This window comes from Peptostreptococcus sp. MV1 (assembly GCF_000758885.1).
Classification (GTDB): domain Bacteria; phylum Bacillota; class Clostridia; order Peptostreptococcales; family Peptostreptococcaceae; genus Peptostreptococcus.
The window spans coordinates 39,756-62,936 of the sequence record NZ_JRNB01000119.1 but is presented as its reverse complement, the minus strand read 5'-3'; the positions used below and the strand labels follow the sequence as shown (position 1 = coordinate 62,936).

Here is a 23,181-nt window from a genome sequence, read left to right as displayed (position 1 = left end):
AAAAATAATAATCTTTCCTTTTTGTAGGTACTTGTAATAAAAAATATAACGCCAAGTGAAAATCTATTCCATACAGAAAAATGATTCTCATCTTGGCGTTATATATTATCTAATTAATGTAATTCAATATGTTTGTTATATTCGTACAAAATTCCAGTTCAAATTCAGATGAAACCTGCTCAACAAATAGCCTTATCAAAATTTTCCTTTATCTATAGTCTACTTGCCTAGTAAGTTCATCAAAGCATCTGATATAGAATCTACTCCACCTACTACAGATATCTTTTCTGTGCCAGCTAGGTATGGCTTCAATTCTGGAGCTACAGTCTTGCCATTAACTAGAACAACTGGACTCATAGTCTTAGCTGTTACTGCACCTGCTGCTAGGGCATCTGCTGTCTTAACACCATTAGCAACCATTACAGACTTAGGATTAGCATATGCATGCTTGGCTATTGCTACAGAAGTTGCGTACTTGTTATCACCACTGATTCTAACCTTAGATTCAGCCTTAGCAGCGTCTTCTACAGCCTTAGATACACTGTTCACTCCACCAACAACTGTCAACTTCTTCAAGTTCCAAGCCTTAAGAGATGCGTCTACATCCTTGTTTAGGCTAGCTGCACCAGTTAGTAGAACTGGAGCCTTAATCTTAGTTGCAAATGCTGATACTGATAGGGCATCTGCTGTCTTAGTTCCATTTACAAGTATAGCTTCTTCCTTGTTGCCACTAGCTCTTACTAGGTCCGCTATCTTAATAGCGGTCTGGTACTTGTTGTCACCACTTAGTCTTACTACTTCTATACCTGCCTTCTTTAGCTGGTCAGCTACTGCAGCACTTACAGAACCTTCTCCACCAGCTATGTATACCTTCTTGGCACCTAGTCTAGTTATTTCAGCCATAGTTTCAGCTGGAATAGCATCTCCCTTAGTTAATAGTATAGGAGCTGACATACTAGCTGCTAGAGGAGCTGCTGCTAGGGCATCTGCATCCTTGTAGGCATTTGCTAGGATTACTGAATCAGCCTTGTTATAGTTAGTTGAACTAATCTTGGCTGCTGTAGCATACCTGCTTATACCTGCTATTCTATCTCTCTTTTTGTTGTCTTTATTTTCATCAGGCTTAGGATCCGGTGTTACCTTTTCTGCCTTAGAATAGTCAAGCATTAAGATAGCATCCTGGGCACCCTTACCCTTTATAGTCTTGGCATATGTACTAGCTCCACCACTAGCAATAGCATCCATAGCGTCAACTTCAACATTTATATATACCTTGTCTTCTTTTGTCTTGTTTCTTACAATCTTTAGAGTCTGAGGGAACTCTCTTGTCTTACCTTCTAGGTCCTTATCATTGAAAGTCTTTTCTACACTAACAGGTGACTTGGCTGTTCCAAGTCCTGCTTCGTATACATTCATTCCCCAAAGGTGACCAAATAAACCCATAAATGAAAGACCCTTCATATTGATATATATTTCTGCCTTTCCATCCTTCTCAACTACCTTAGCAACATGGTCTAAGGCTGCATTACCCATAGAGTCCTTGTCTTCGTGGGCATGCTTCATCTTAATTGGAACCTTATATTCAATAGCCTCTTCAGCGTTTACCATAGTTGGTGCTACAGCTGTAACAGCAGTTGCTGCTACCATAACAGTTGCAAATTTCTTAGTCATATTTTTCATAGTTTACCTCCAAATATATTTTTAATTATTATCTAAATCTAAACTTATATTTTATAGTTCCATATGCATTCTATTCTCAATTTATTCCCAAATAAATTACATACAATATTCACTTACCTCTAGTATACAATAAAATAAGCAAAAATACTATATATAATTATTATCTTTTTTAAATAGTTAATATCAGTTTTTTATTATTAACCTCAATTACTTCTAACTTGACCCCGAACATCTGCTCAACTGAGTAGGAAGAAATTACCTTTTCAGGGTCGCCCTGAACCAAAATATTTCCATCCTTTAGGCCTATAACCCTATCGCTGTAGTACATAGCTTGATTGATATCATGTAAAACCATTACTATGGTCATGCCTAGTTCCTTATTCAGTCTGTCAATTAGCTCTAATACCTCTATTTGATACCTAATATCCAAGTAAGTAGTTGGCTCATCTAGGAATAGGAACTTTGTCCCCTGGGCCAAGGCCATGGCTATCCAAGCCCTCTGCTTCTGGCCACCTGATAGGGAGTTTACTGTCCTATCCTGTATGTCCACTAGGTTGGTTGCCTCTATAGCCCAGCTGATCATCCTTTCATCCTCTTCATCATGCCTCTTCATCATGACCTGATAAGGAGTTCTACCATAACTCACCAACTGCCTGACAGTTATACCATCTGATACCCTGTTGTACTGGTGAATAATTGCTACCTTCCTAGCAAAGTCCTTCTGAGACATGGTAGATATATTTCTACCATTTAAAAGAATCTCTCCTGAATTAACCTTCAAGTTTTTTGTCATCAGGTCAAATAGGGTTGACTTACCACAACCGTTGGCTCCTAGGATAGATGTAATACTTCCCGTCTTTATCTTGAAGGATATGTTCTCCAAGATAGTTTTCCCACCCTCAGTGTAGGAGAATGTAAGATTTTTAACTTCCATAACTATCACCTCCATGCTTTAGAAGGAAGATAAAGAATGGAGCACCTATAATTGACATCATAATCGATGCTGGTATTTCATAAGGTGCCACCATAGTCCTTCCTATAGTATCGCATAGAAGGAATACAAAGGCCCCAAGTAACATTGTATATGGTATCTTGAACCTATGCTCACTTCCCACTAGCATCTTGGCCATATGAGGAACTATAAGACCTAAAAATCCTATCACACCTACTAGGGCTGTCGATATACTTACCAAGATAATTGCCACTAGGGCTACTATAAACCTATCCCTATCTACGTTGACACCCAGACCCCTGGCTGTCTTATCCTCTAGAGAAAGTAGGTCGCATTTTTTGTATAGACAAAAAGCCAGAATCAGACCTATCAATACATACCAAAATAGCATATTTACATCTGCCCAAGTCCTCTGGGTAATATTTCCTTCTACTATGGACTGGACCTTGCTCAGATTGGCTCCACCACCTGCAAAGGCCTTACAAAATTCGCTAATACCTGTAAAGGTCATATTTAAGGCAACACCCACTAGTATCAACTTTACAGGGTTTACTCCACCATCCCAGGCCAATGAATATATCAATAGGTAGGCCAAAAGACCTCCTGCAACCGAGAAAAATGGAATAGAAAAATATAGTGCTGGGAACATAGTACTTACCAAGACTGACACCAATGATGCCGCTGATGATATACCTATAATCCCCGGGTCAGTTAGAGGATTTTTCATAACTGCCTGTAATAGGACACCTGATACCGATATGGCTGCACCAGCCAAAATAGATATTACTATTCTTGGGAACCTTAAATCCCATATGGCTACCACATCCTGGTCTAATTTTACAAATAGCCCTCTCAATAATTTACCAAATCCCACGTTTATACTACCTGAAGTAGCTGCTATAAAAAATACTATTACCAATAATATCAGGGTGATAATAAAAGCTAGGGCCTTCCTGGTATTATTAATTGGCTTTTCCCTTCTATCATTTCCCGCCAGAAATTTGGAAAGACCAAATTTAAATTTTTTAGACTTCACTACTTATCACCTCCTGTTTCAAATATCTTACCTAAGTCTTGTAAGGCTTTTGGATATGTAAACTTTGCTGACATACCAAATTTTTTGTAGTCCAAATCATAGACCTTGTCATTTTTAACTGCATCAAACTTAGACCAAATCTGGTTTGTTTTAAATTCCTTAAAGAACATTTCCTTTACCTCATCTGGTAGGGCATGGGCTGTTCTAAGGATTATTTCTGGATTTTTCTTCAACATGTCTTCTGTCGTAACATTAATAAACTGGTCTTTGTCAGACTTGTATATATTCTCTCCGCCTGCCAGCTCTACTAGGGAACCAACATAAGACTTGTCAGTCGCTACTACATAGGATCCCGGTAAGCCCATCAAGACTAGGACCTTTTTCTTTTTCATATTCTTGTGTTTTTCCTTATAGTCTTTCATAAAGGCCTGGTATTCGTCTATCAAGGCCTTGGCCTCTTTTTCCCTGTCTAGGATTACGCCCATGTCCTCTATGGACTTGTACATACCTGGTATATTGTTCAAGTTCAAAAAACCAAACCTCAGGCCTGCATTTTCATATTTTGGCTCTAGGTCACTGACTAGGCTGACTGGAGAAAAAATCCAATCGGGATTCATAGTCTCTATCTTCTCAATTTCTGGAGCCATGGCCATGCCTACAGTAGGCTTGCCCTTGTACCTGTCTGGCAGCTTGTCCACCTTGCTATCCGGAACACCAATCAGGTCTACATTTAACTTTTCTAGTATATAGACAGTGGCCATGGAAGTAGCTATTACCTTTGGATTTTTGATCTTGGTAACCTGTCTAAGGTCTTGGACCTTGTCCTTGGAACCCTCTGGATGCTGGTTGACGCATCCACCAAGCAGACAAGCCACTAGACACAAGAACATACTTAAAAAACGCATCTTCTTATTCATAACTTGTCACCTCACTTGGCTCACACAAAATTTCCCTGTCTTCCAATTCATCAAATTCAAATCCCTGACTGTCCAAGCTATCAGATATAGAGTCATTCTTTCTCTTTATATAGTTAAAACCTAAAACTAGGGCAAGAGCACCAAAAATTAATACAGCCAATACAACAGCCACTAAGACTACGATTACTGTAAATAAGACCTTAGTAACTATTCCCCAAGGGGCATCTTTTGAATCTCTACCATCCATAAGGGTCTTGCTATCTCCAAAATCTTTGTTTGTTAGCAGACCATGGTCGTAACCTAGGTCACCCTGGTTTATCTTTTTATCGTCCTCTCCATTAGAAGGTGGTACTACTCCATTTCCATTGGTAGTTCCAGCCTTCGGAGTTACTTTATTGGCTGAATTCATCAAAGCCTTTGCCTTGTCATGTGAGCTAGTTCCACCAGTTTTACTAGCAGAATTACTTGAACTGTTTGAGCTAGTATTACTACTTGTTCTAGTGTCCGAACTTGTATTATTACTTGTATTTGAACCATTATTTGACGAAGACTGACTAGATGAATTAGATTCACCTCCAGCAGATGACTGACTAGAGCTGTTTGTAGACACCAAGGCCTTGAAATCTGTATTTCCTGCCTGTAGGTCATCAAAGTCTATGTAAAATACAACCGACCTAGACATGGGACCAACAAAAAATGTAGCCCTAACCACGCAATCAGCCGATGGTATCTCAAACCTAAAATCTCCTGTCGTAACCGCATTTTGAGTTTCCTGATATGAAACCTCTGTCCAACCATTATCTCCCTTATTCTGTACATTGAAGGTAAACTTACTGATTTTATCCCTCAAATTGTACCTAACTGTAGCATATAACTTGCCGTCATCATCCTTCTCTATCAGGGCAGTACCAAAAACTGTATTTGACACCATTCCTTCACCTATACCTGGATTGTTACCAGGATCCTCTATAGTACCCGTTACCGGATGTGAATAGTGGCCATGAGCATTTGCTGTATAGACCTCACCTGCAAAAGAAATCCCCGTAAACATATGTAGGCATATTGCCAAGATGAAGGCTAATATTGACAGCTTGCCAAATATTTTCTTGTATATAGATTGCATTATATCCTATCCCCCACCTTTTCTTATAATATATCCTTTACCCTATTAAATTCTGCTACTTTCTTCCTCAAGTATTCGTTGTACTTCATTTCGTAAAGCAAGTGTTTGCTGAACTTGATATATACATATACTGAACCAGAAATTATAGCTCCAAGTATCAGTATGCAATAAAAGATAACCTTTGGATTTTCCCTAGCCTTCAATGGCTTCTGAACCTTGTTGGCCTCTTTTGTCTGATCAGGCTCATTGACCTGTGCATTGTTGGAAAAATCAGTTGCTTCATTCTTTAACTGACTTATAGATGCTGGCGTGCTGCTTTTTACACCCTTGTCTTTTTTCTTGTCGCTATTCTTATTCTTGTCATTCTTTTTGGACTTGCTATTTGACTTAGAATTATTTGACCTGGCAACTGCATTTGATGGGCTTTTCTTCACATTATTACCATTATTTAGCTGGTTGGAAGCCTTGGCTCCACCACTAGCAACAAAGGCAAACTCACCATATGTATCCGTAGTAAATATAGTATGCTCACCAGAAACAGATGTATTCATTTCTGCCATATCAGTCAACCTATAAACCTTAGGATTCACTACATTTGAAGGTATCTTGGCCTTTATTGTCACCATCTTGGATGGCTTGGTTGGTACACCATAGTCATTTTCTATCTTAAACTCGTATATCTTCATGGCAGTTCCCCTACCAAACTTTTGAGTTACCTTCTGAAAACTAGTTCCTCCAGTGACTGGATTGGCCTTGAATACAATATTCTCCTTGAAGGCTCCAGGTTCAGCCAAGAGTTCAAATCCTTCCGGCAAAATCTTGTGGATTGTTTCCTTAGGATCAAACTTCTTTCTAGGAGTACCATTTTTCATTTTTTTGTACAAGACTGTATCAGCCTCTTCTGACTTCTTTATAGTAGACCAATCTATCTTCAACCTAGCACCAACAGGAACTTCTCCCATAGGCTTGACCTTTGGATCGACCTTTACATAGATCATGGGGTCCTTACGTACTAGATCAAAACTAAATACCTCAGGTCTCTTGTCCTGTTCCCCTGGTATAGTTAGGTCAAAGGCATGTGGCTCTGCAAAATGATAGTAGGCATTGTCATCCCTAATCTGTAGAGAAACTAAGGAAGCTATAATATTAGAAACCTCCATAGACGTACTGCCCAACAAAAATGTATACTTGCCATCCTTGGACAAGAGCTCTGCATCATGAATCATGGCATTATTTCCCATAGAAAGCCTGTCCTCCCTTTCATGGTAGAGGCTGACATTCAACTTATAATAGCCCGGTTCCAGATTTATATTCTCTCCCTTTTCCAGTGGTGGCAAATTTCTGTTGTCCTTTGACTGGTAGGCATTATTGACTGTCTCACTTGTATCATCAGATGCCTCTAAATTAGATGAAGAGTCAAAATTTATTGAGGACACCTTGGCAGAGTCTGGATTTGAAGGCCATTGTATCCTCAATCTAGCCTTCTGTTCCCCACTGGCCATTTCTCCCATAACAGGTACATATACCTGAACAGGTATATCTTTTTCTCCCCACTCGACATCAAATTCCATTTCTTTAGGATATTTCACTCCCTTAAATCTAGCATCCTTACCATCCTTGGGATTATTATATACGTCATACTCATCATACCTAGTCAAAACAGTCGCAGGCTTGTCCTTTACCTTCAATTCACTAAGATAGCCCCTAAAATTAAAGGCTGTAAGAGGAACCATTTTTATCCTTATCTTGGCCTTACCAGCCGACACACTTATGAATCCTTCCGGTACAAAGGCACCGTTTCCCATTGATTTTTCTTCATCGTACTTCTTCATCAATGATAACTTTACCTTATATATACCGTCTGAAGGCCCTATGGCACTCGTAATTGGAAGTGTCCCCAATAGTAAACTCACAACTGCTACTAGAGATACTATTGTTCTCATTAAAGATTTATTAAAATTCCTCTTATTATCTTGTTTCCTAGTATTTTGTGATACTTGTCTATTTCTTATTTTTTTTCTATCAAACCTAGTCAATCTCTCTTTTTTTGATTGACCCAACAACCTATCGATGACAATCACCTCCATCTACTGTCTTTATAACTTTCAAAAAATAATAATATTTAAAGGCTATTAAGGTAACTATAAATATTCTCATAGGCAAAATATCATACCTAAAAAATACAAATAACAACATTACAGACGCAAATATTAGTATCTTCCACTTAGTCTTTTTAGTCATGGACTTGTTTTTTTCAAAAGACTCCAAATTGTTTTTATAAAGATTTGTAGATTTAAACCAAGTGTTAAACCTATCAGATCCTTTTGCAAAGCAAAAAGAAGCTAAAAGCAAAAAAGGAACTGTCGGCAAAACTGGTAACAAAACTCCTATCCCCCCCAATATCACCGACAATATACCTATTATGATGTAAATATATCTCATAAAATCACCCCCTTCATATCTTCTAAACTAGTTTAATATGCGTTAAAATTCAGGTATTATACTTATTTTTATCGCATATTGAATAACCTCAATAGCGTGCACTGAATAATCCCTACAATAATTATAACACAAATAGTTGATATTGATACTAAATTTCAAAATAAAATTATCCCTACAATAATTATAGCACAAATAATTGATATTGATACTAAATTTCAAAATAAAATTATCTCTATTAATATTTTAACACCAAATCAGTGATAATAAAATTCAATATTTTCGGCAATTTATTAACTATTTTTAGGGTATTACTTAATTTTACACAAAAAAAGGGCTACAAGAAAAAAATATTCCCTGTAGCCATTTTTTTAATCAATAATAATTAGCTCAATATCATCTATACCTTATATTTCATTTTCACCATCATCTTTGCTACTGTCATCATCATTAGAATCTACTTCCTGGCCCTCAGCATTTGTAAGTTTACTATCACTAACACTTGATTCGTCTCCTTCACTAGTTCCTGCTCCTAATTCAAGTATTATTGGTTCAACAACCTCTTCATCCTTGGATGATGTATATTCTGCTGGTGTTAGTTGATTTACAAAAGTCCTATATGTTGATATAGTCTCTGCATCAACTAGGTTAAGGTCTCTTGCTAGCTCTTCCCTCTCCTTCAACAACTCTAGATAGAAATTAGTTATTGACATGTATATGTATGATGACAACCATAGTAAACCTATTCCCAAACTGGCAATCGATAATATTGCCCAGCCTATGAATGATAGGCACAACTTAAACAATCTCCACTTGTAGCCATACATAATTTTTCTAGAATATGTTAGAGAATCTATTGCTCCTATATCGTCGTGGTTCTTTATTACTATTAGCTCTGTCATTTGGTATGTCAACTGAATGTAGATATTTATAATACTTGCAATCAAACCAATAACCACAACCATAACTATGGAACCTAATGTTAGGCCACCAAGGAAAGTTAGTGATCCACTAGTGGCATTTCCTATCATCATGGATAAACCGATAGCGCCTAGAATAACTCCTACAATTACATTTATAATTGCTATCAAAACAGCCAATAATATACTTACTATTAGATATCTTATATAGACCCTCTTTGGTTGCCAAAAGTTTGAGAACCTAAATTCCTGTCCATTAGCTAGGTCTAACATTAGCTTATAAGTACCAAGAGTTACAAATACCTGTATTAAAATTTGTACCACATTCATATATGGCATTCCTCGCCTAACTGATAAGTAGGTACAAACTCCCACTGCAAGCAAATTAACTAGGTTAATCAATATAAACTTCGACCAATTCCCTTTGAGCTGTTCCCTGCTCAGGGCTCTTATTTCCTTACTAGATAACATAAAAGACCTCCCTTTTATTTTTATTTGATTTTCGTATATTATAACTTAAAGTAGACTTATTTTCAATATTTTTTTACTTTAATTAGACTTTTTTATCCATAAAGTATATATTATAAATTTCGTCTTATTTTTTATCTGTAAACTTCTTGTCTACTGAATACATATCTAGCCTTCTATGCTTGAGAAGTGGCAGCTGGTCCCTAATGTCACTCACCCTCTGACCTACTATGTCTGCATATAATATAGTCTCTTCTTCACCCGCCTGGGCAATTACACTAGCCCATGGGTCTATCACTCTTGAATTTGCATAGGATATATATGATGCACTGGTATCCCTAGCCCCTGATGCCCCAACCATATATACCTGGTTGTCTAGAGCCCTCATCCTAAGCGACAATTCCCAGTGGGCCGGTCCTGTAGTCATATTGAAGGCTGCTGGAAGGAGGATACACTCTGCCCCCTCCTTGGCTAGAATCCTAAAATATTCAGGAAACCTCACGTCATAGCAAATCCCAACACCTATCTTTCCTAGGTCTGTATCGACTAGACAAAAGTCATCTCCAGCTGATAGGACATCGCTCTCTTTGAAGTACTGGCCACCCTTGACATCAATATCAAAGAGGTGCATCTTCCTATGCCTAGCTATCATTCTTCCACTCCTGTCGTAGAAGTAGGCTGTATTGTAGACCCTATCACCATCCCTCTCAGGTATAGATCCAGCCAACAGATAGATTCCATACTTCTTGGCCATCTCCATCATAGCCTGGGAAGTCCGCCCTGGATATACCTCTGCATATTCATGGAAGCACTTGTTATCATATGGAGAATTAAATATTTCCGGCAAGACTACTAGGCTGGCTCCATTTTTAGCAGCCTGGCCTATCATATCTATAGCCTTGTCTATATTTGCCACCTTGTCTGCCCCTGTCTTCATCTGACAAATTGCTAGCTTGAAATCTTTCATAGGATGCACCTCCATTTTTATATTATTTTGCTATAATTTCTAATATATTTTTAGTATTATTAATATTATATCATACTATGAGCTACTACACTATACTGTCAATTCTGCTATTTCTATAGCCTCTTCGTCCTTTAGCATAGGCTTTACCACATTTTCTATAAAGTCTGTCACCTGCAGACCTGCGCAACCAGTATACAGTTCTGGCCTTAGGACTTCTAGGATTTCTTCCTTAGTAATTCCGAAGCTAGGGTCCCCTGCTATCCTGTCCACTAGGTCGTTTGAACCACCCTCTTCTTTAATTACCTTAGCAGCAGCTAATGAGTGTACTCTTATCCTTTCGTGAAGGTCCTGCCTATTGCCCCCTCTCTTCACAGCATCCATCATTATATTTTCAGTAGCCATAAAAGGTAGCTCCTTCATCAATCTTTGTTCTATCACCTTGGGATAGACCACTAGACCGTCGCTTACATTAGCGCATAGGTTAAGTACTGCATCCGTAGCTAGGAAGGCTTCTGGAACTGATATTCTCCTATTAGCCGAATCATCTAGTGTTCTCTCAAACCACTGGCCTGCTACCGTCATAGCTGGATTAATAGTATCAGCGATGACATATCTAGCTAAGGCTGCTATTCTCTCACTTCTCATAGGATTTCTCTTATATGCCATAGCAGATGAGCCTATCTGATTTTTCTCAAAGGGTTCTTCAATCTCTTTTAGGTGCTGTAGTAGTCTAATATCGTTTGAAAACTTTGTAGCGGACTGGGCAATACCTGCCAGAATATTTACCACCTTACTATCAAACTTTCTAGAATATGTCTGGCCTGTGACTGCGAATACATCATCATATCCCATCTTCTTGGCCACTGTCTTGTCAAGTTCCTTGACCTTTTCGAAGTCTCCATCAAACAATTCAAGGAAGGATGCCTGTGTTCCTGTAGTGCCCTTAACCCCTCTTAACCTCTTTCTCTGCAAGAAGTCCTCCAAAGTCTCTAGGTCAAACAGGAAGTCTTGTATCCACAGGCTAGCCCTCTTACCCACAGTTGTAGGCTGGGCTGGCTGGAAATGGGTAAAACCAAGAGTTGGCAGGTCCTTGTAGTCGTCTGCAAATTTTGACAATACTGATATAACCTTTACCAACCTCTTTTTTATCAGCTCTAGGGCCTCATAGTCTATTATCAAATCTGTATTATCACCCACAAAGCATGATGTTGCGCCCAGGTGGATTATACCTGCAGCCTTAGGACACTGGACACCATAGGCATATACATGACTCATTACATCGTGCCTTACCTCTTTTTCCCTCGCCTTGGCCACATCATAGTTTATATCGTCCTGGTATTTTTTCAATTCATCAATCTGATCCTGACTAATATCTATTCCCAGCTCCATTTCAGATTCAGCTAGGGCTATCCATAGCTTTCTCCAAGTCTTAAACTTTTTATCAGGAGAAAACAAGGCCTGCATCTCCTGGCTTGCATATCTAGAAGTCAATGGTGATTCATAAGTATTCTTCATATTATTCCTCCAAAAATTATTATTTAAATTAGACAGCGAGTAGACATGCAAAAACATGTTTACTCGCCTACTTACACTTTTATTTATAAAATTTATAGCCCTACTAAGGCATTGTTATATATTGTTCTCTTTCTGGACCCACAGATACATATTTAATCTTGCAGTCCACTACCTCTTCTAGGTACTTGATATAGTCAATAGCCTCCTGAGGTAGGTCTTCTAGGACTCTGCATCCAGATATGTCCTTCATCCAACCCTTTTTGTATTCATATACTGGCTCAGCCTTGAAGAGTTTCTCACCTATTGGGAACTCATCCAAGATCTGGTCACCAAACTTATATGCTACACATACAGGTATCTCTTCCATGTATGATAGAACATCTAGTTTTGTAAGGGCGATTACGTCAGATCCCTGTGCTCTAACCCCATACCTTGAAGCCAATATATCAAATCCACCGACTCTTCTAGGTCTTCCAGTAGCAGCACCGTACTCATTACCTGCCTTACGTAACTCTTCTGCCTTGTCTCCAAACATTTCTGCAGTAAAAGGACCTTCTCCCACACAAGTAGAATATGCCTTCATTATACCTACAGAATTTGTAAGCTTCAAATTAGGTACCCCTGCCCCTATAGGTGCATATGGTGCTATTGTTGAAGATGATGATGTAAATGGATATATACCAAAATCTATATCCCTCAAGGCTCCTAACTGGGCCTCAAACATTATATTCTTACCATCATTATTGGCCTGGTTCAAATATAGGCCTGTATCACATATAAAGTCCTTTATTATATCGCCATATTCCTTTAGGTAGGACCACATATCCTCAAACTTTATAGGGGCTTTTTTATATCCCTTTTCTATCATCAGGTTCTTCCATTCGATAATACCCCTTAGTCTTTCCTTTAGGTCCTCTTCACTATCTAATAGTTCACCTAACCTGATAGCCTTCTTCATATATTTATCACCATAGACTGGTGCTATTCCCCTCTTTGTAGAGCCAAACTTGGCATCTGCCAATCTCTCTTCTTCTAAACAATCCTGGTCTACATGGTAAGGCATTACTATTACTGCCCTGTCACTCAACTTTAGGTTCTCCGGTGTAATTACTATGCCAGCTTCTTTCAACTTGCTAATCTCACCAACTAGGTGCTTGATATCCACAACCACCCCGTTACCAATTATATTTACAACATCAGAACGCAAAATTCCAGACGGAAGTAGGTTCAAGATAAACTTACCCCTCTCATTTACTACTGTATGTCCTGCATTATTACCACCTTGGTATCTAACAACTATATCATAGTCCTCTGACAGCAGGTCAACCATCCTGCCCTTGCCTTCATCGCCCCAGTTTATTCCTGTAATTGCTGTTAACATATCTTTTAGTCCTTTCTTATTACTGCTATCTTTACCTAATATCTATTATACCACTAAGAGCAGAAGGAGTGTATATCTATATGTATACACATATCCACACTTATTGTAAATAACTAGTGTAATAAGCAGAACTAGCAAGACTGCCTATTACTTAAAAATTATATCATACAAAAAAATAAAAGTCTATAAAAATGTATACAATGCCTCACATTATTATAGACTTTCTTGTGAAAACGTTCGTATTTGTTTTTAAAATTTGTTAAAAACGTCTCTTGAATATCCTTGGACTAAATAAGAATAAGATTGGGAATATTTCCAACCTACCCAATAGCATGTCAAGAGTCAAGACCAACTTCGAAAAAGGCGAAAATGTCGAAAAGTTGCCTGTAGGACCTACCAAATTACCCAAGCCCGGACCAACATTATTAAGGCAGGTTACAACAGAAGTCAGAGATGTTTCAATATCAAACTCGTTCAAAGTTATCAGTATAAATGAAACTGCCATAATTACAAGGTATATCAATAGATAGGCGGATACATTTTTCGTCATTGTATCATCTATCAGTTTTTCATCCATGGTTATATTACTTATAGACCTAGGGTGAATGACCTTTTTTATCTCTGACTTTATATATTTAAATGTAATCAATACCCTCGACACTTTTACACCACCACCTGTGGAACCTGCGCAGGCACCTATTATCATCAAGGACAGCAATATAGCCTTGGAAAATGTAGGCCATAGGTTAAAATCAGCAGTCATAAAACCTGTAGTAGTTATTATGGTAGCAACTTGGAAGGATGCATACCTAAATGACTTCAATACACCACCATACATACCCTGTATATTCCAAGTAATCAAGGCAATAGCTACAGCTATAATCTTTATATAGGTCCTCAACTCCTCACTCTTGAATATACGTTTGAAATTCTTAAGTAACACAAGATAGAAAAGGTTGAAGTTTATCCCAAATAATATCATGAATACCGTAACTACACCATCTATATAGGCGCTGTCATAAAAACCTATACTGTCTGCCTTCATACAAAAACCACCTGTACCAGCAGTAGAAAAAGAATTTGTCAGGCTATCTATAAAAGGCATACCACCAAGCATCAACAAAATTACTTCTAAGGCAGTCATCGCTATATAAATCAGGTAGAGGATCTTGGCTGACTGCTTGGTCTTAGGAACTAACTTGTCAACTGTAGGACCAGGTACCTCCGCCTTCATTATATTCATGGTATTTCCACCTGACAGTGGTATTATAGCCATTACAAATACCAATACACCCATGCCACCTATCCAGTGGGTAAATGACCTCCAAAAAAGAATTCCCATCGGCAGGGACTCGATATCTGTCAATATAGTAGAACCTGTAGTCGTAAAACCAGACACGGTCTCAAAAAAAGCATCAACTATACTAGTTATACTCCCTGTCAAGTAATAGGGCATGGCCCCTATCACAGAAAATATTATCCAGGCCAAACCAACTATCAATAGTCCATCTTTGATAAATAGCTCAGACTTACTAGGCTTTTTTCTTGTAAATATCTTGCCAACAAGAACTAAGACCACGGCTATCTCAAATATCCTGATAGCCACATCCTTTTCTCCATACACAAGGGATACTATGGCAGGTATAAACATCAAAAAACCTTCTACCTTGGCTATATTCATCAGAACATAAGCCATCATCTCATAATTCATCTCAATTCTCCTAAATAAACCTATACATTTCGCTTTAATATGTCCTCTATATCAGCTATCCTAAGGCTTGAAGTCACAATTATAATATTATCTCCAACCAGGATCCTGTCGTCGCCACCTGGTATTATAATCTTGCCATCACGCACTATACAAGCAATCAGCATCCCCTTTTTAAATTTCAAATCCCTAAGCGGTTGATTTACTATCCTACCAGTAGCATTTACTGAAAATTCCAGAACCTCTACCTTGTCGTTTACTATCCTGTATAGAGAGTTCAACTGGCTGCCGTATGAGTTATTCATAGCCTTGACATATTGGAGTATCCTTGTAGATGTCAACTCTTTAGGTGATATCACCGTATCTAGATTGAAGGTATCTGTCATATCCTTGAAGGTAGATTGACTAATCTTGGTAATAACCTTTGAAACTCCCTTGGAATTTGCATACATGGACATAATGATATTTTCCTCATCTATACCTGTCAGAGATACAAAGGCATCTACATCATTGATTCCTTCCTCCTCCAAGAGCTGGTTGTCCGTACCATCCCCGTATATTATATCTACCCTAGGTAGGTGCTGGGCCAAGAAATGACAAGTCTTTAGGTCTCTTTCTATAATCTTTGTCTTAATATTTATATTTTCAAGACTCTTGCATAGGTAATAGGCTATCTTGCCCCCACCTATTATCATAACAGTCTTGACCTTTCTCTTGAGACCACCTACCCTCTTTAGGAACTTTTCCAAGTCTGCATGACTACCCGCTATACTTAGCTTATCACCTGGTTCAAAGCTAAAATTACCATCTGGTATAAATACATCTTCTTTCCTCTGCACTGCGCAAACAAGTATTTTTACACCAAAAGTTCCTACCAAGTCTTTCATCTGCATACCTGGTAGTTTAGAATTTTCATATATTTTAAACTCCATTAATTCGACCTTACCCTTGGCAAACGTTTCTACCTTAATTGCAGACGGAAACCTCAATATCCTTGAAATTACATTAGCTGCAACGTACTCAGGATTTATTACCATGCTTAGACCTAGTTCTTCCTTTATGTAATTTAACTGGTTATAGTATTCGGGATTTCTGACTCTGGCTATAGTATTCTTTGCTCCTAATTTCTTTGCAAATAGGCAAGAAAACATATTTATTTCATCAGATGAGGTACATCCTATCAGCAGGTCAGCACTCTCTACACCGGCCTCCTTTTGGATCTCATAGTTAATAGCATTTCCGTTTATGCAGGCGACATCTTGGTTAGAATTTATCCTGTTGATTACATCTACATCCTTCTCTATCACTGTTACATCATGAGACTCATTAGACAATTCTTCAGACAGTTTAGAACCAACCTTTCCTCCACCTATTATTACTATTTTCACTTTTTTCTCCTTCCACCAAGCTAATGGATTTATTCTCTTTATCTGACTATTATACCATATGCTCAAACTTTTTTTTAGTACTTTACTGACTTTTAGATTTTAGTATAGTATAATATACGTATTATTTATTAAAATTTGATGAGGAGGGACATATGAAAACTTCAAAAAATAATATAAGAAAAAAAATAGGCAAAAATTTGTTGGCACTTTCAATGTGCTCTATATTGGCTGTATCTTTGGTTGGATGTGGCAATAACAAGTCTGGCTCTAGTAATGAGCAGGAACCAACAGGACCTAGCCTAGTAAATGAGCTAAAATCCGAAAAACTAATAGGACTACAAGCTGCTATGCTAAAATTCACAACAGTAGAAAAGGCGGGCAGTGTGGCTTCTGTCAGTCTAGGAGAAAAAGAAATACCTGTAAAATCTGATGACAGCAAGGACGACAAGCAAAAGGACCAGACTGAAAAGAAGTACATATATACCCTAGATGTAATATCAAAGAAGGGTATCAGCCAGGTATTGACTATAGATGCCCAGACTGGTGATATACTAGGAAAAACAGAAAATGGACCAGCCTCTGCTGAAGCCAAGGCCAACCTACTAGACTTTGTACCAGTTATGGATGTGGACAAGGCTGCAAGTGCTGCTGCGAAGGCTTCTAGCAAAAAGTATTCTCAGGTCCTTTCATATAGGCTGTTTGCAAAAAACGGCAAGAATGTGTTCTCATTCAAATTGTATGATGGAGATGTCAAAAACACTGAGACAGTAATGGTAGATGCAAACTCAGGTAAAAAGCTGACAAAGGCTGACCTAGAGCCTATCAAGACTAACTCTAAAGACAAGGTTGGAGAAAATAACCTTCCTAGTAGCGAACCTGCTACTAGTACCCCTACACAAGAAGTACAAGAATAATAAACTATTGGCCCTTATAGGTGAAAACATGATTAAGGAGTCAAGAGTATGAAAGAGGAAAACTTATCCTGATAGGTATAGGTCTAAAAATACTTTTAGAAGGCCTCTTGGGCTAGATATATACCACAAAATAAATATACTTAAAAAGGGCCGAGGATTCATTTCTGAATCTTCGGTCCTTACTTGTATAAGCTCTTCTAAGCTTTAAATTTTTATTTCTTACTGCTAATAAGACTAGTGTCCCTATAGCCTTACTGGTGCTCTAGTATATATTTTTCTGCTGCATGAACTGCTATAGCCCCATCTGCAGCTGCTGTTATTACCTGTCTTAGAGACTTGACCCTGATATCACCAACCGCATAGATACCATCTACACTTGTCTGGCAATCTTCATCAGTGACTATGTAGCCCTGTGGGTTTAATTCAACCAAGCCATCTACTAGACCTGAAGTAGGTATTCCACCTATGGCTACAAATAGCCCGTCTAGCTCTATAGTCCTCTCTGACTGGTCAGTCTTGTCTACAGTTATTACACCTGTCAACTTTTCTTCGCCTAAGATTTCCTTGATTGTGCTATTCCATACAACCTCTACATTTGACTCTGCTAGCCTTGTCTGTAGTGTCTTGTTGGCTCTTAGTTCATCCCTTCTATGGATTAGGTATACCTTAGATGCTATCCTTGATAGGTATAGGGCATCTTCAACAGCTGTGTCTCCACCACCGTTTACTGCTACTACCTTGTTTCTATAGAAGCCACCATCACATGTTGCACAGTAACCTAGGCCTCTCCCTGTAAACTTATCTTCCTTGTCTAGACCCAACTTTCTTGGTGTAGATCCCATGGATAGGATGACTGTCTTAGTTAAGATTTCTTCACCACCTGCCATCAACTTCTTTGTACCATCTTCTAGTACTTCTATTGAATCTACTCCCTTGTAGTCAATCTTTGCACCAAACTTCTTGGCATGGGCCAACATATCATTTGACAGCTGGATGCCATTAGTATCTGGTAGGGCTGGATAGTTTTCTATCTCTGTAGTAGAAACCATCTGGCCACCATGGAAGTTCTTTTCCAAGATCATTGTATCCAACTCTGCTCTTCCACCGTAAATACCAGCTGTCATACCTCCTGGTCCACTACCGATTATAACTATATCATGCACCTTAACTTCACTCATTTTTCTACCTCCAAATTTGTCTTCCTGTCTAACTTTTAAAATGTAATTTTTTATATCATATGCACCATCCTTATATTATAGTACATTTTTGTCTCTTTGTGTATCGATTAAAAATTATTTATAGGACCTTCCTGGCCTGGCTCATATATGTGTAGCTTGTCAGAGAACCTATGGTATATTTTTATTATTCTATTGATGTACTTCCAGCACATCTCTATCTGGTTCCACTGTGAGAATAGGCTCCTATCCTCATTCATGGCTGCCATCAAAAGTCTCTCATAGGCTTCTGGTGTATTCTGTCTGTTTTCTAGTACACAACTCTGGCAGAAGTCCATATCAACCTTTTCTACTGTGTTTTCTGTTCCCGGCTTCTTTATATTGAAGTCCAGTTTGACACCCTCGTCAGGCTGTATCTCTATTACCAGCTTATTCGGCTGGACACCCTCACCAGTAGACTTGAAGGTAATTACTACCTCACTCTTCTTCTGGCCCATCTTCTTGCCTGTTCTCAAGTAGAAAGGAACCCCCCTCCACCTGTCGTTTTCTACAGCCATCTTAAGAGAAATATATGTCTCTGTAGTAGATTCTGGATCTACCTTATCTTCTTCTAGGTAACCCTTATACTGGCCCATGACCAAAATTTGGTCTATCTTGTGAGGGTCCTCTATATCCTTTAATTCTTTGAATAACCTAGTCTGGGCATCCTTTATGGCCTCAGCTGAATCATCTACTGGCTTTTCCATAGCCACTATAGATAAAATCTGGAATAGGTGGTTTTGTACCATGTCCACCATGGCTCCACTCTTATCATAGTAACCACCCCTAGTGCCTATTCCTACCTCTTCAAAGGCATTTATTTCCACCTTTTCTATAAAGTCCCTATTCCATATACCTCCGAAGATGGCATTGGCAAATCTTAGGGTCATTATATTTATTATCATTTCCTTGCCTAGGTAGTGGTCTATAAAGAATATATTTTCTTGTGAGAAGCACTGTTTCAAATTCTTGTAAATATACTCTGCTGCATCCATAGTATCACCAAATGGCTTTTCTATTATTACCTTGGCACCCTTTAGAGGACATCCTGCCAGCCTGATTCCGTCAGTTATAAAGCCGAAAATCTTAGGCGGAACTGCATAATAATAGGTCCATCCACTCTCTGTCCTACCATTTACATAATCTAGGTCAGCCAATAGGTCTCTGTACTTGGCAACCTTAGTCATATCCATCTGGTAGTAGATAATCCTCTTTGAAAAGGCAATAAAATCCTCTTCTGTATACTTGAGTCTAGAAAATTCACTAGTCCACTTTTTTATAATCTCAATATAGTCTTCATTGCTATAGTCTCTCCTACCAACACCTACTATCTTGTAGTCATCTGGTAGTAGCCCTAGGCAATGCAAATTGTATAAAGCAGGAAGTAGCTTTCTATAAGCTAAATCCCCTGTTCCTCCAAATATTATTATTCCCTTATTTTTCATGTTCACCTATCCAATCATGATGGAATACTCCATCTACATCTACTCTTTCAAATGTATGGGCCCCAAAATAATCCCTCTGTGCCTGTACCATATTAGCACCTAGTCTTGATGACCTATACGTATCCACATAAGCCAAGGCTGCTGACATAGCAGTTATCGGTATACCACCCATGGCCCCAATAGCCACTAGCTTTCTTAAGTCTGCTAGCCTATCATTAATTTCCTTTGAGAAGAAGTCTGTCATCAACAAATTCTCCACACCCTTGTCCTGGTCAAAGGCTGCCGATATATCGTTTAGGAACTTGGCCCTAATTATACATCCACCCCTAAATATCTTGGCTATTTCTGCAAAATTCAAATCCCAACCATATTCGGCCTCTGCTGCACTAAGCAGCTTGAAGCCCTGGGCATAGGATACAATCTTGGAAGCGTATAGGCTATTTTTGACTATGTCAACAAGGTCCTGCCTTGAAAGTCCCATCACATCCAAGATGTCCTTCTTACCTGCAAATTCAGGCTGGTTCTTGCCTATTATGCCTTCCATCTTGACCCTCTCATCCTTTAGGCCAGACATATATCTAGCATTTAGGGCTGCAGTGATTACTGACACATCTACGCCTAGGTCTATGGCCTCTAAATTGGTCCACTTGCCTGTACCCTTCTGGGCTGACTTGTCCATAATCTTATCTACTAGGTAAGAGCCGTCCGCCTCCTTGACCTTTAGTATATTTGCAGTTATTTCTATCAGATAACTCTCTAGCTCGCTCTTGTTCCAGGCCTCAAATACCTCCTGTATCTGGGCATTGTCCATGCCTCCCACATCCCTTAGTAGCATATAGGCCTCACTAATCAGCTGCATATCTCCATACTCTATACCATTGTGGACCATCTTGACATAGTGGCCAGATCCTCCAGTAGAGATATACTTACAGCAGGCTTCTCCATAGGCCTTGGCTGATATATTTTCAAATATATCCTTGACATATTCATAGGCCTTGCTGTCACCACTAGGCATTATAGCTGGACCAAACCTAGCACCTTCCTCACCACCTGATATACCCACTCCTAGGTAGTGTATATTTTTTTCCTTTAGGTAATTCGTCCTCCTGATAGTGTCCTTGAAAAATGAATTACCACCGTCTATTATGATATCTCCTTCGTCTAGTAGGTTTATCAACTGGTCTATCACCATATCAATAGGCTTGCCAGACTTGATCATGAGAAAGACCCTCCTTGGGCTTTCTAGTGAGTTAACAAATTGTCTAAGGTCATAGGTTGGGGTAAAATTTTCATGCCCATGGTCCCTCATTACATCATCCACAACTGAAGTCGTCCTGTTGTAGATAGAAACCTTATAGCCCTTGTCTGCCATATTTAAGGCTAGGTTCATGCCCATGACAGATAGGCCAATTACACCTATATTATTATTCATCTATATTCCTCGCTTTCATATACACCTTTACTCTTTGTATAATATTCATATTATCCTTATACACCAAAAAATAGGGCTTTAATCATTACGACAAGCCCTATCTGGATATTTTTGAATTTTATTCTCATTGTGCTATACACTAAATTATACTATCTATATACCAAACTATTCTTTTAGACGCTAGAAATACACTATACCATCTGAGGACCAGATTTCTTCTGGGCCATTCATTTTATTTTTTATAAGTATACCAAACCGTTCTTTTTATTTTTGGATGTACCCCCCTCCATATGTCCTGCCTCCCCCTTTAGGAAGCTAGCCCTCTTGATAGAATCATCACCATACTTGGACCTAATATCGTCCATGGCTATATATAGCCTTTCCTCCTTGCTGGATATTTGACTAAAAAAGTTAAGTTGGTCAGAATTTTTTTCTTCGACCTTGCTAGTAGCTATGCCTATATGCCTGATGGGCCTACCAGACCATATATCCTTGAAAATTTTACAGGATACCTCATATACGTCACTCACCTTATTTGTTCTAAAACCCAGAGATTTTTGAGCCTGGCAGCGATTAAAGTCCTTGTCCACTAGCTCTAAAGATACTACACCTGCTGTGAGTTCCTTCTTCCTCAACCTAGCACACACTGTTTCGCTCAAAGACAAAATCCAATGCTTGGCCTCTTCGTAGCTGTTGATATCACTGGATGTAGTGGTAGAATTTCCAACCGACTTGTTGGTGGTCAGCTTGCGGAAAAAGTCATATCCATCTAGACCATTAGCATGGTTGTGGATGACTTGACCGTGCTTTTTGAAATGCCTCTTCATAAACTTGATGTCTGTCTTGGCTAGCTGTCCGATAGTTTCTATACCCAGACTCCTCAGTTTCTTGGAAGTCTTTTTCCCAACGAAAAATAAATCTTCAATCGGAAGAGGCCACATCTTTTCCTCTATCTCTGACTGAAAAAGCCTATGGGTCTTGTCTGGCTTGCTAAAGTCTCCAGCTATCTTGGCTAAAACCATCTTGTCAGAAACCCCCACATTTATAGTAAATCCCAGCTCGTCCCTGACCCTCTGTCTTATAGTATTGGCGCAGTCTATAGGGTCTCCAAATAACCTCTCCGTACCAGTCATATCCAAAAAGGCCTCATCTATAGAGTATTGGTATACATTTGGGGAATAGGTCCTCAAAAATTCCATCAACATATTAGAGTAGTCTACATATGTATCAAAGTTGGGTGGAACTAGGTATATATTGGGGCACTTGGACCTGGCTATGCCCACAGGCTCACCAGTCTTGACACCAAAATTCTTGGCTAACTGACTCTTGGCCAAAATTATGCCAGACCTTCTATCCGGATCACCTGCTATAGCAGATGCAATATTTACAAGGTCTGGACCCCCTATATTCAACCTTTTTCTATTGGCAGCCTCCCAACTCAGGTAGGCAGAATTCACATCTATATGAAAAAATACCTTGTCCTTCACACAAGCACCCCCCACTATAAAATCTATCTCTATTTGTATTTGTATTTGTATTTGTATTTGTATTTGTATTTCTATTCGTATTTATATCTATGCCCTTACTCTTTCGAACATATGTTCTATAATTATATATTACACCTTATTCTCCAATCTGTAAATGAAAAAATTAAATCTTGTATCTCACAAACTTAAAGCTAG

General features: G+C 38.7%; 18 protein-coding genes. 1 reads left to right on the top strand and 17 read right to left on the bottom strand.

Translation table 11 applies throughout. From position 1 onward, the window contains the following. Nucleotides 1-219 precede the first annotated feature (219 nt). From HMPREF1639_RS08360 to trkA, 13 genes are all read right to left on the bottom strand, one after another. Nucleotides 220-1,680, bottom strand: coding sequence for a cell wall-binding repeat-containing protein (locus tag HMPREF1639_RS08360; protein WP_198021085.1), 1,461 nt, complete (start codon nt 1,678-1,680; stop codon nt 220-222). Between the two features lie 169 nt (nt 1,681-1,849). Beyond that, the gene (locus tag HMPREF1639_RS08355; protein WP_036765460.1) at nt 1,850-2,614 is read right to left on the bottom strand and encodes an ABC transporter ATP-binding protein; all 765 of its coding nucleotides are present in this window, start codon (nt 2,612-2,614) and stop codon (nt 1,850-1,852) included. Next, on the bottom strand, nt 2,604-3,668 hold the full coding sequence (locus tag HMPREF1639_RS08350; RefSeq protein ID WP_084572499.1) for a FecCD family ABC transporter permease: 1,065 nt from the start codon (nt 3,666-3,668) through the stop codon (nt 2,604-2,606). Before HMPREF1639_RS08350 ends, HMPREF1639_RS08355 begins: the two co-directional genes overlap by 11 nt. Then, complete coding sequence (gene isdE, locus HMPREF1639_RS08345; protein WP_036765457.1) at nt 3,668-4,585, bottom strand: heme ABC transporter substrate-binding protein IsdE; 918 nt, start codon at nt 4,583-4,585, stop codon at nt 3,668-3,670. Before isdE ends, HMPREF1639_RS08350 begins: the two co-directional genes overlap by 1 nt. Then, on the bottom strand, nt 4,578-5,708 hold the full coding sequence (locus HMPREF1639_RS08340) for a heme-binding Shp domain-containing protein (RefSeq protein WP_156955978.1): 1,131 nt from the start codon (nt 5,706-5,708) through the stop codon (nt 4,578-4,580). Before HMPREF1639_RS08340 ends, isdE begins: the two co-directional genes overlap by 8 nt. A gap of 23 nt (nt 5,709-5,731) precedes the next feature. Continuing rightward, nucleotides 5,732-7,795, bottom strand: a complete 2,064-nt coding sequence (locus HMPREF1639_RS08335) for an NEAT domain-containing protein (RefSeq protein WP_084572498.1) — start codon at nt 7,793-7,795, stop codon at nt 5,732-5,734. Continuing rightward, a complete protein-coding gene (locus tag HMPREF1639_RS08330; protein WP_036765455.1) occupies nt 7,773-8,150 on the bottom strand; it encodes a YbaN family protein in 378 nt (125 codons plus the stop codon). Before HMPREF1639_RS08330 ends, HMPREF1639_RS08335 begins: the two co-directional genes overlap by 23 nt. 404 nt (nt 8,151-8,554) lie before the next feature. Continuing rightward, complete coding sequence (locus HMPREF1639_RS09000; RefSeq protein WP_052045485.1) at nt 8,555-9,538, bottom strand: DUF975 family protein; 984 nt, start codon at nt 9,536-9,538, stop codon at nt 8,555-8,557. Nucleotides 9,539-9,662: 124 nt separating this feature from the next. Continuing rightward, on the bottom strand, nt 9,663-10,502 hold the full coding sequence (locus HMPREF1639_RS08320; RefSeq protein ID WP_036765453.1) for a carbon-nitrogen hydrolase family protein: 840 nt from the start codon (nt 10,500-10,502) through the stop codon (nt 9,663-9,665). 90 nt (nt 10,503-10,592) lie between these two features. Continuing rightward, nucleotides 10,593-12,017, bottom strand: coding sequence for an adenylosuccinate lyase (purB, locus tag HMPREF1639_RS08315; protein ID WP_036765450.1), 1,425 nt, complete (start codon nt 12,015-12,017; stop codon nt 10,593-10,595). Between the two features lie 103 nt (nt 12,018-12,120). Further along, the gene (locus HMPREF1639_RS08310) at nt 12,121-13,398 is read right to left on the bottom strand and encodes an adenylosuccinate synthase (RefSeq protein ID WP_036765448.1); all 1,278 of its coding nucleotides are present in this window, start codon (nt 13,396-13,398) and stop codon (nt 12,121-12,123) included. Nucleotides 13,399-13,657: 259 nt separating this feature from the next. After that, nucleotides 13,658-15,109 (bottom strand): TrkH family potassium uptake protein, encoded by a 1,452-nt coding sequence (locus HMPREF1639_RS08305; RefSeq protein WP_036765446.1) that lies wholly within the window; start codon nt 15,107-15,109, stop codon nt 13,658-13,660. Between the two features lie 20 nt (nt 15,110-15,129). Beyond that, complete coding sequence (gene trkA, locus HMPREF1639_RS08300) at nt 15,130-16,560, bottom strand: Trk system potassium transporter TrkA (protein ID WP_330371711.1); 1,431 nt, start codon at nt 16,558-16,560, stop codon at nt 15,130-15,132. 86 nt (nt 16,561-16,646) lie between these two features. Here trkA and HMPREF1639_RS08295 point away from each other — a divergent pair, with 86 nt between their 5' ends. Continuing rightward, nucleotides 16,647-17,408 (top strand): PepSY domain-containing protein, encoded by a 762-nt coding sequence (locus HMPREF1639_RS08295; RefSeq protein WP_036765441.1) that lies wholly within the window; start codon nt 16,647-16,649, stop codon nt 17,406-17,408. Between the two features lie 251 nt (nt 17,409-17,659). On the opposite strand, the gene trxB is transcribed toward HMPREF1639_RS08295, so the two are convergent. The 4 genes from trxB to HMPREF1639_RS08275 form a co-directional block, all read right to left on the bottom strand. Next, a complete protein-coding gene (gene trxB / locus HMPREF1639_RS08290) occupies nt 17,660-18,586 on the bottom strand; it encodes a thioredoxin-disulfide reductase (RefSeq protein ID WP_036765437.1) in 927 nt (308 codons plus the stop codon). A gap of 107 nt (nt 18,587-18,693) precedes the next feature. Further along, nucleotides 18,694-20,067 (bottom strand): glucose-6-phosphate dehydrogenase, encoded by a 1,374-nt coding sequence (gene zwf / locus HMPREF1639_RS08285; RefSeq protein ID WP_036765434.1) that lies wholly within the window; start codon nt 20,065-20,067, stop codon nt 18,694-18,696. Further along, nucleotides 20,057-21,499, bottom strand: a complete 1,443-nt coding sequence (gene gndA / locus HMPREF1639_RS08280) for an NADP-dependent phosphogluconate dehydrogenase (protein ID WP_036765431.1) — start codon at nt 21,497-21,499, stop codon at nt 20,057-20,059. Before gndA ends, zwf begins: the two co-directional genes overlap by 11 nt. 239 nt (nt 21,500-21,738) lie before the next feature. Beyond that, complete coding sequence (locus HMPREF1639_RS08275) at nt 21,739-22,986, bottom strand: Y-family DNA polymerase (protein WP_036765428.1); 1,248 nt, start codon at nt 22,984-22,986, stop codon at nt 21,739-21,741. Nucleotides 22,987-23,181 lie beyond the last annotated feature (195 nt).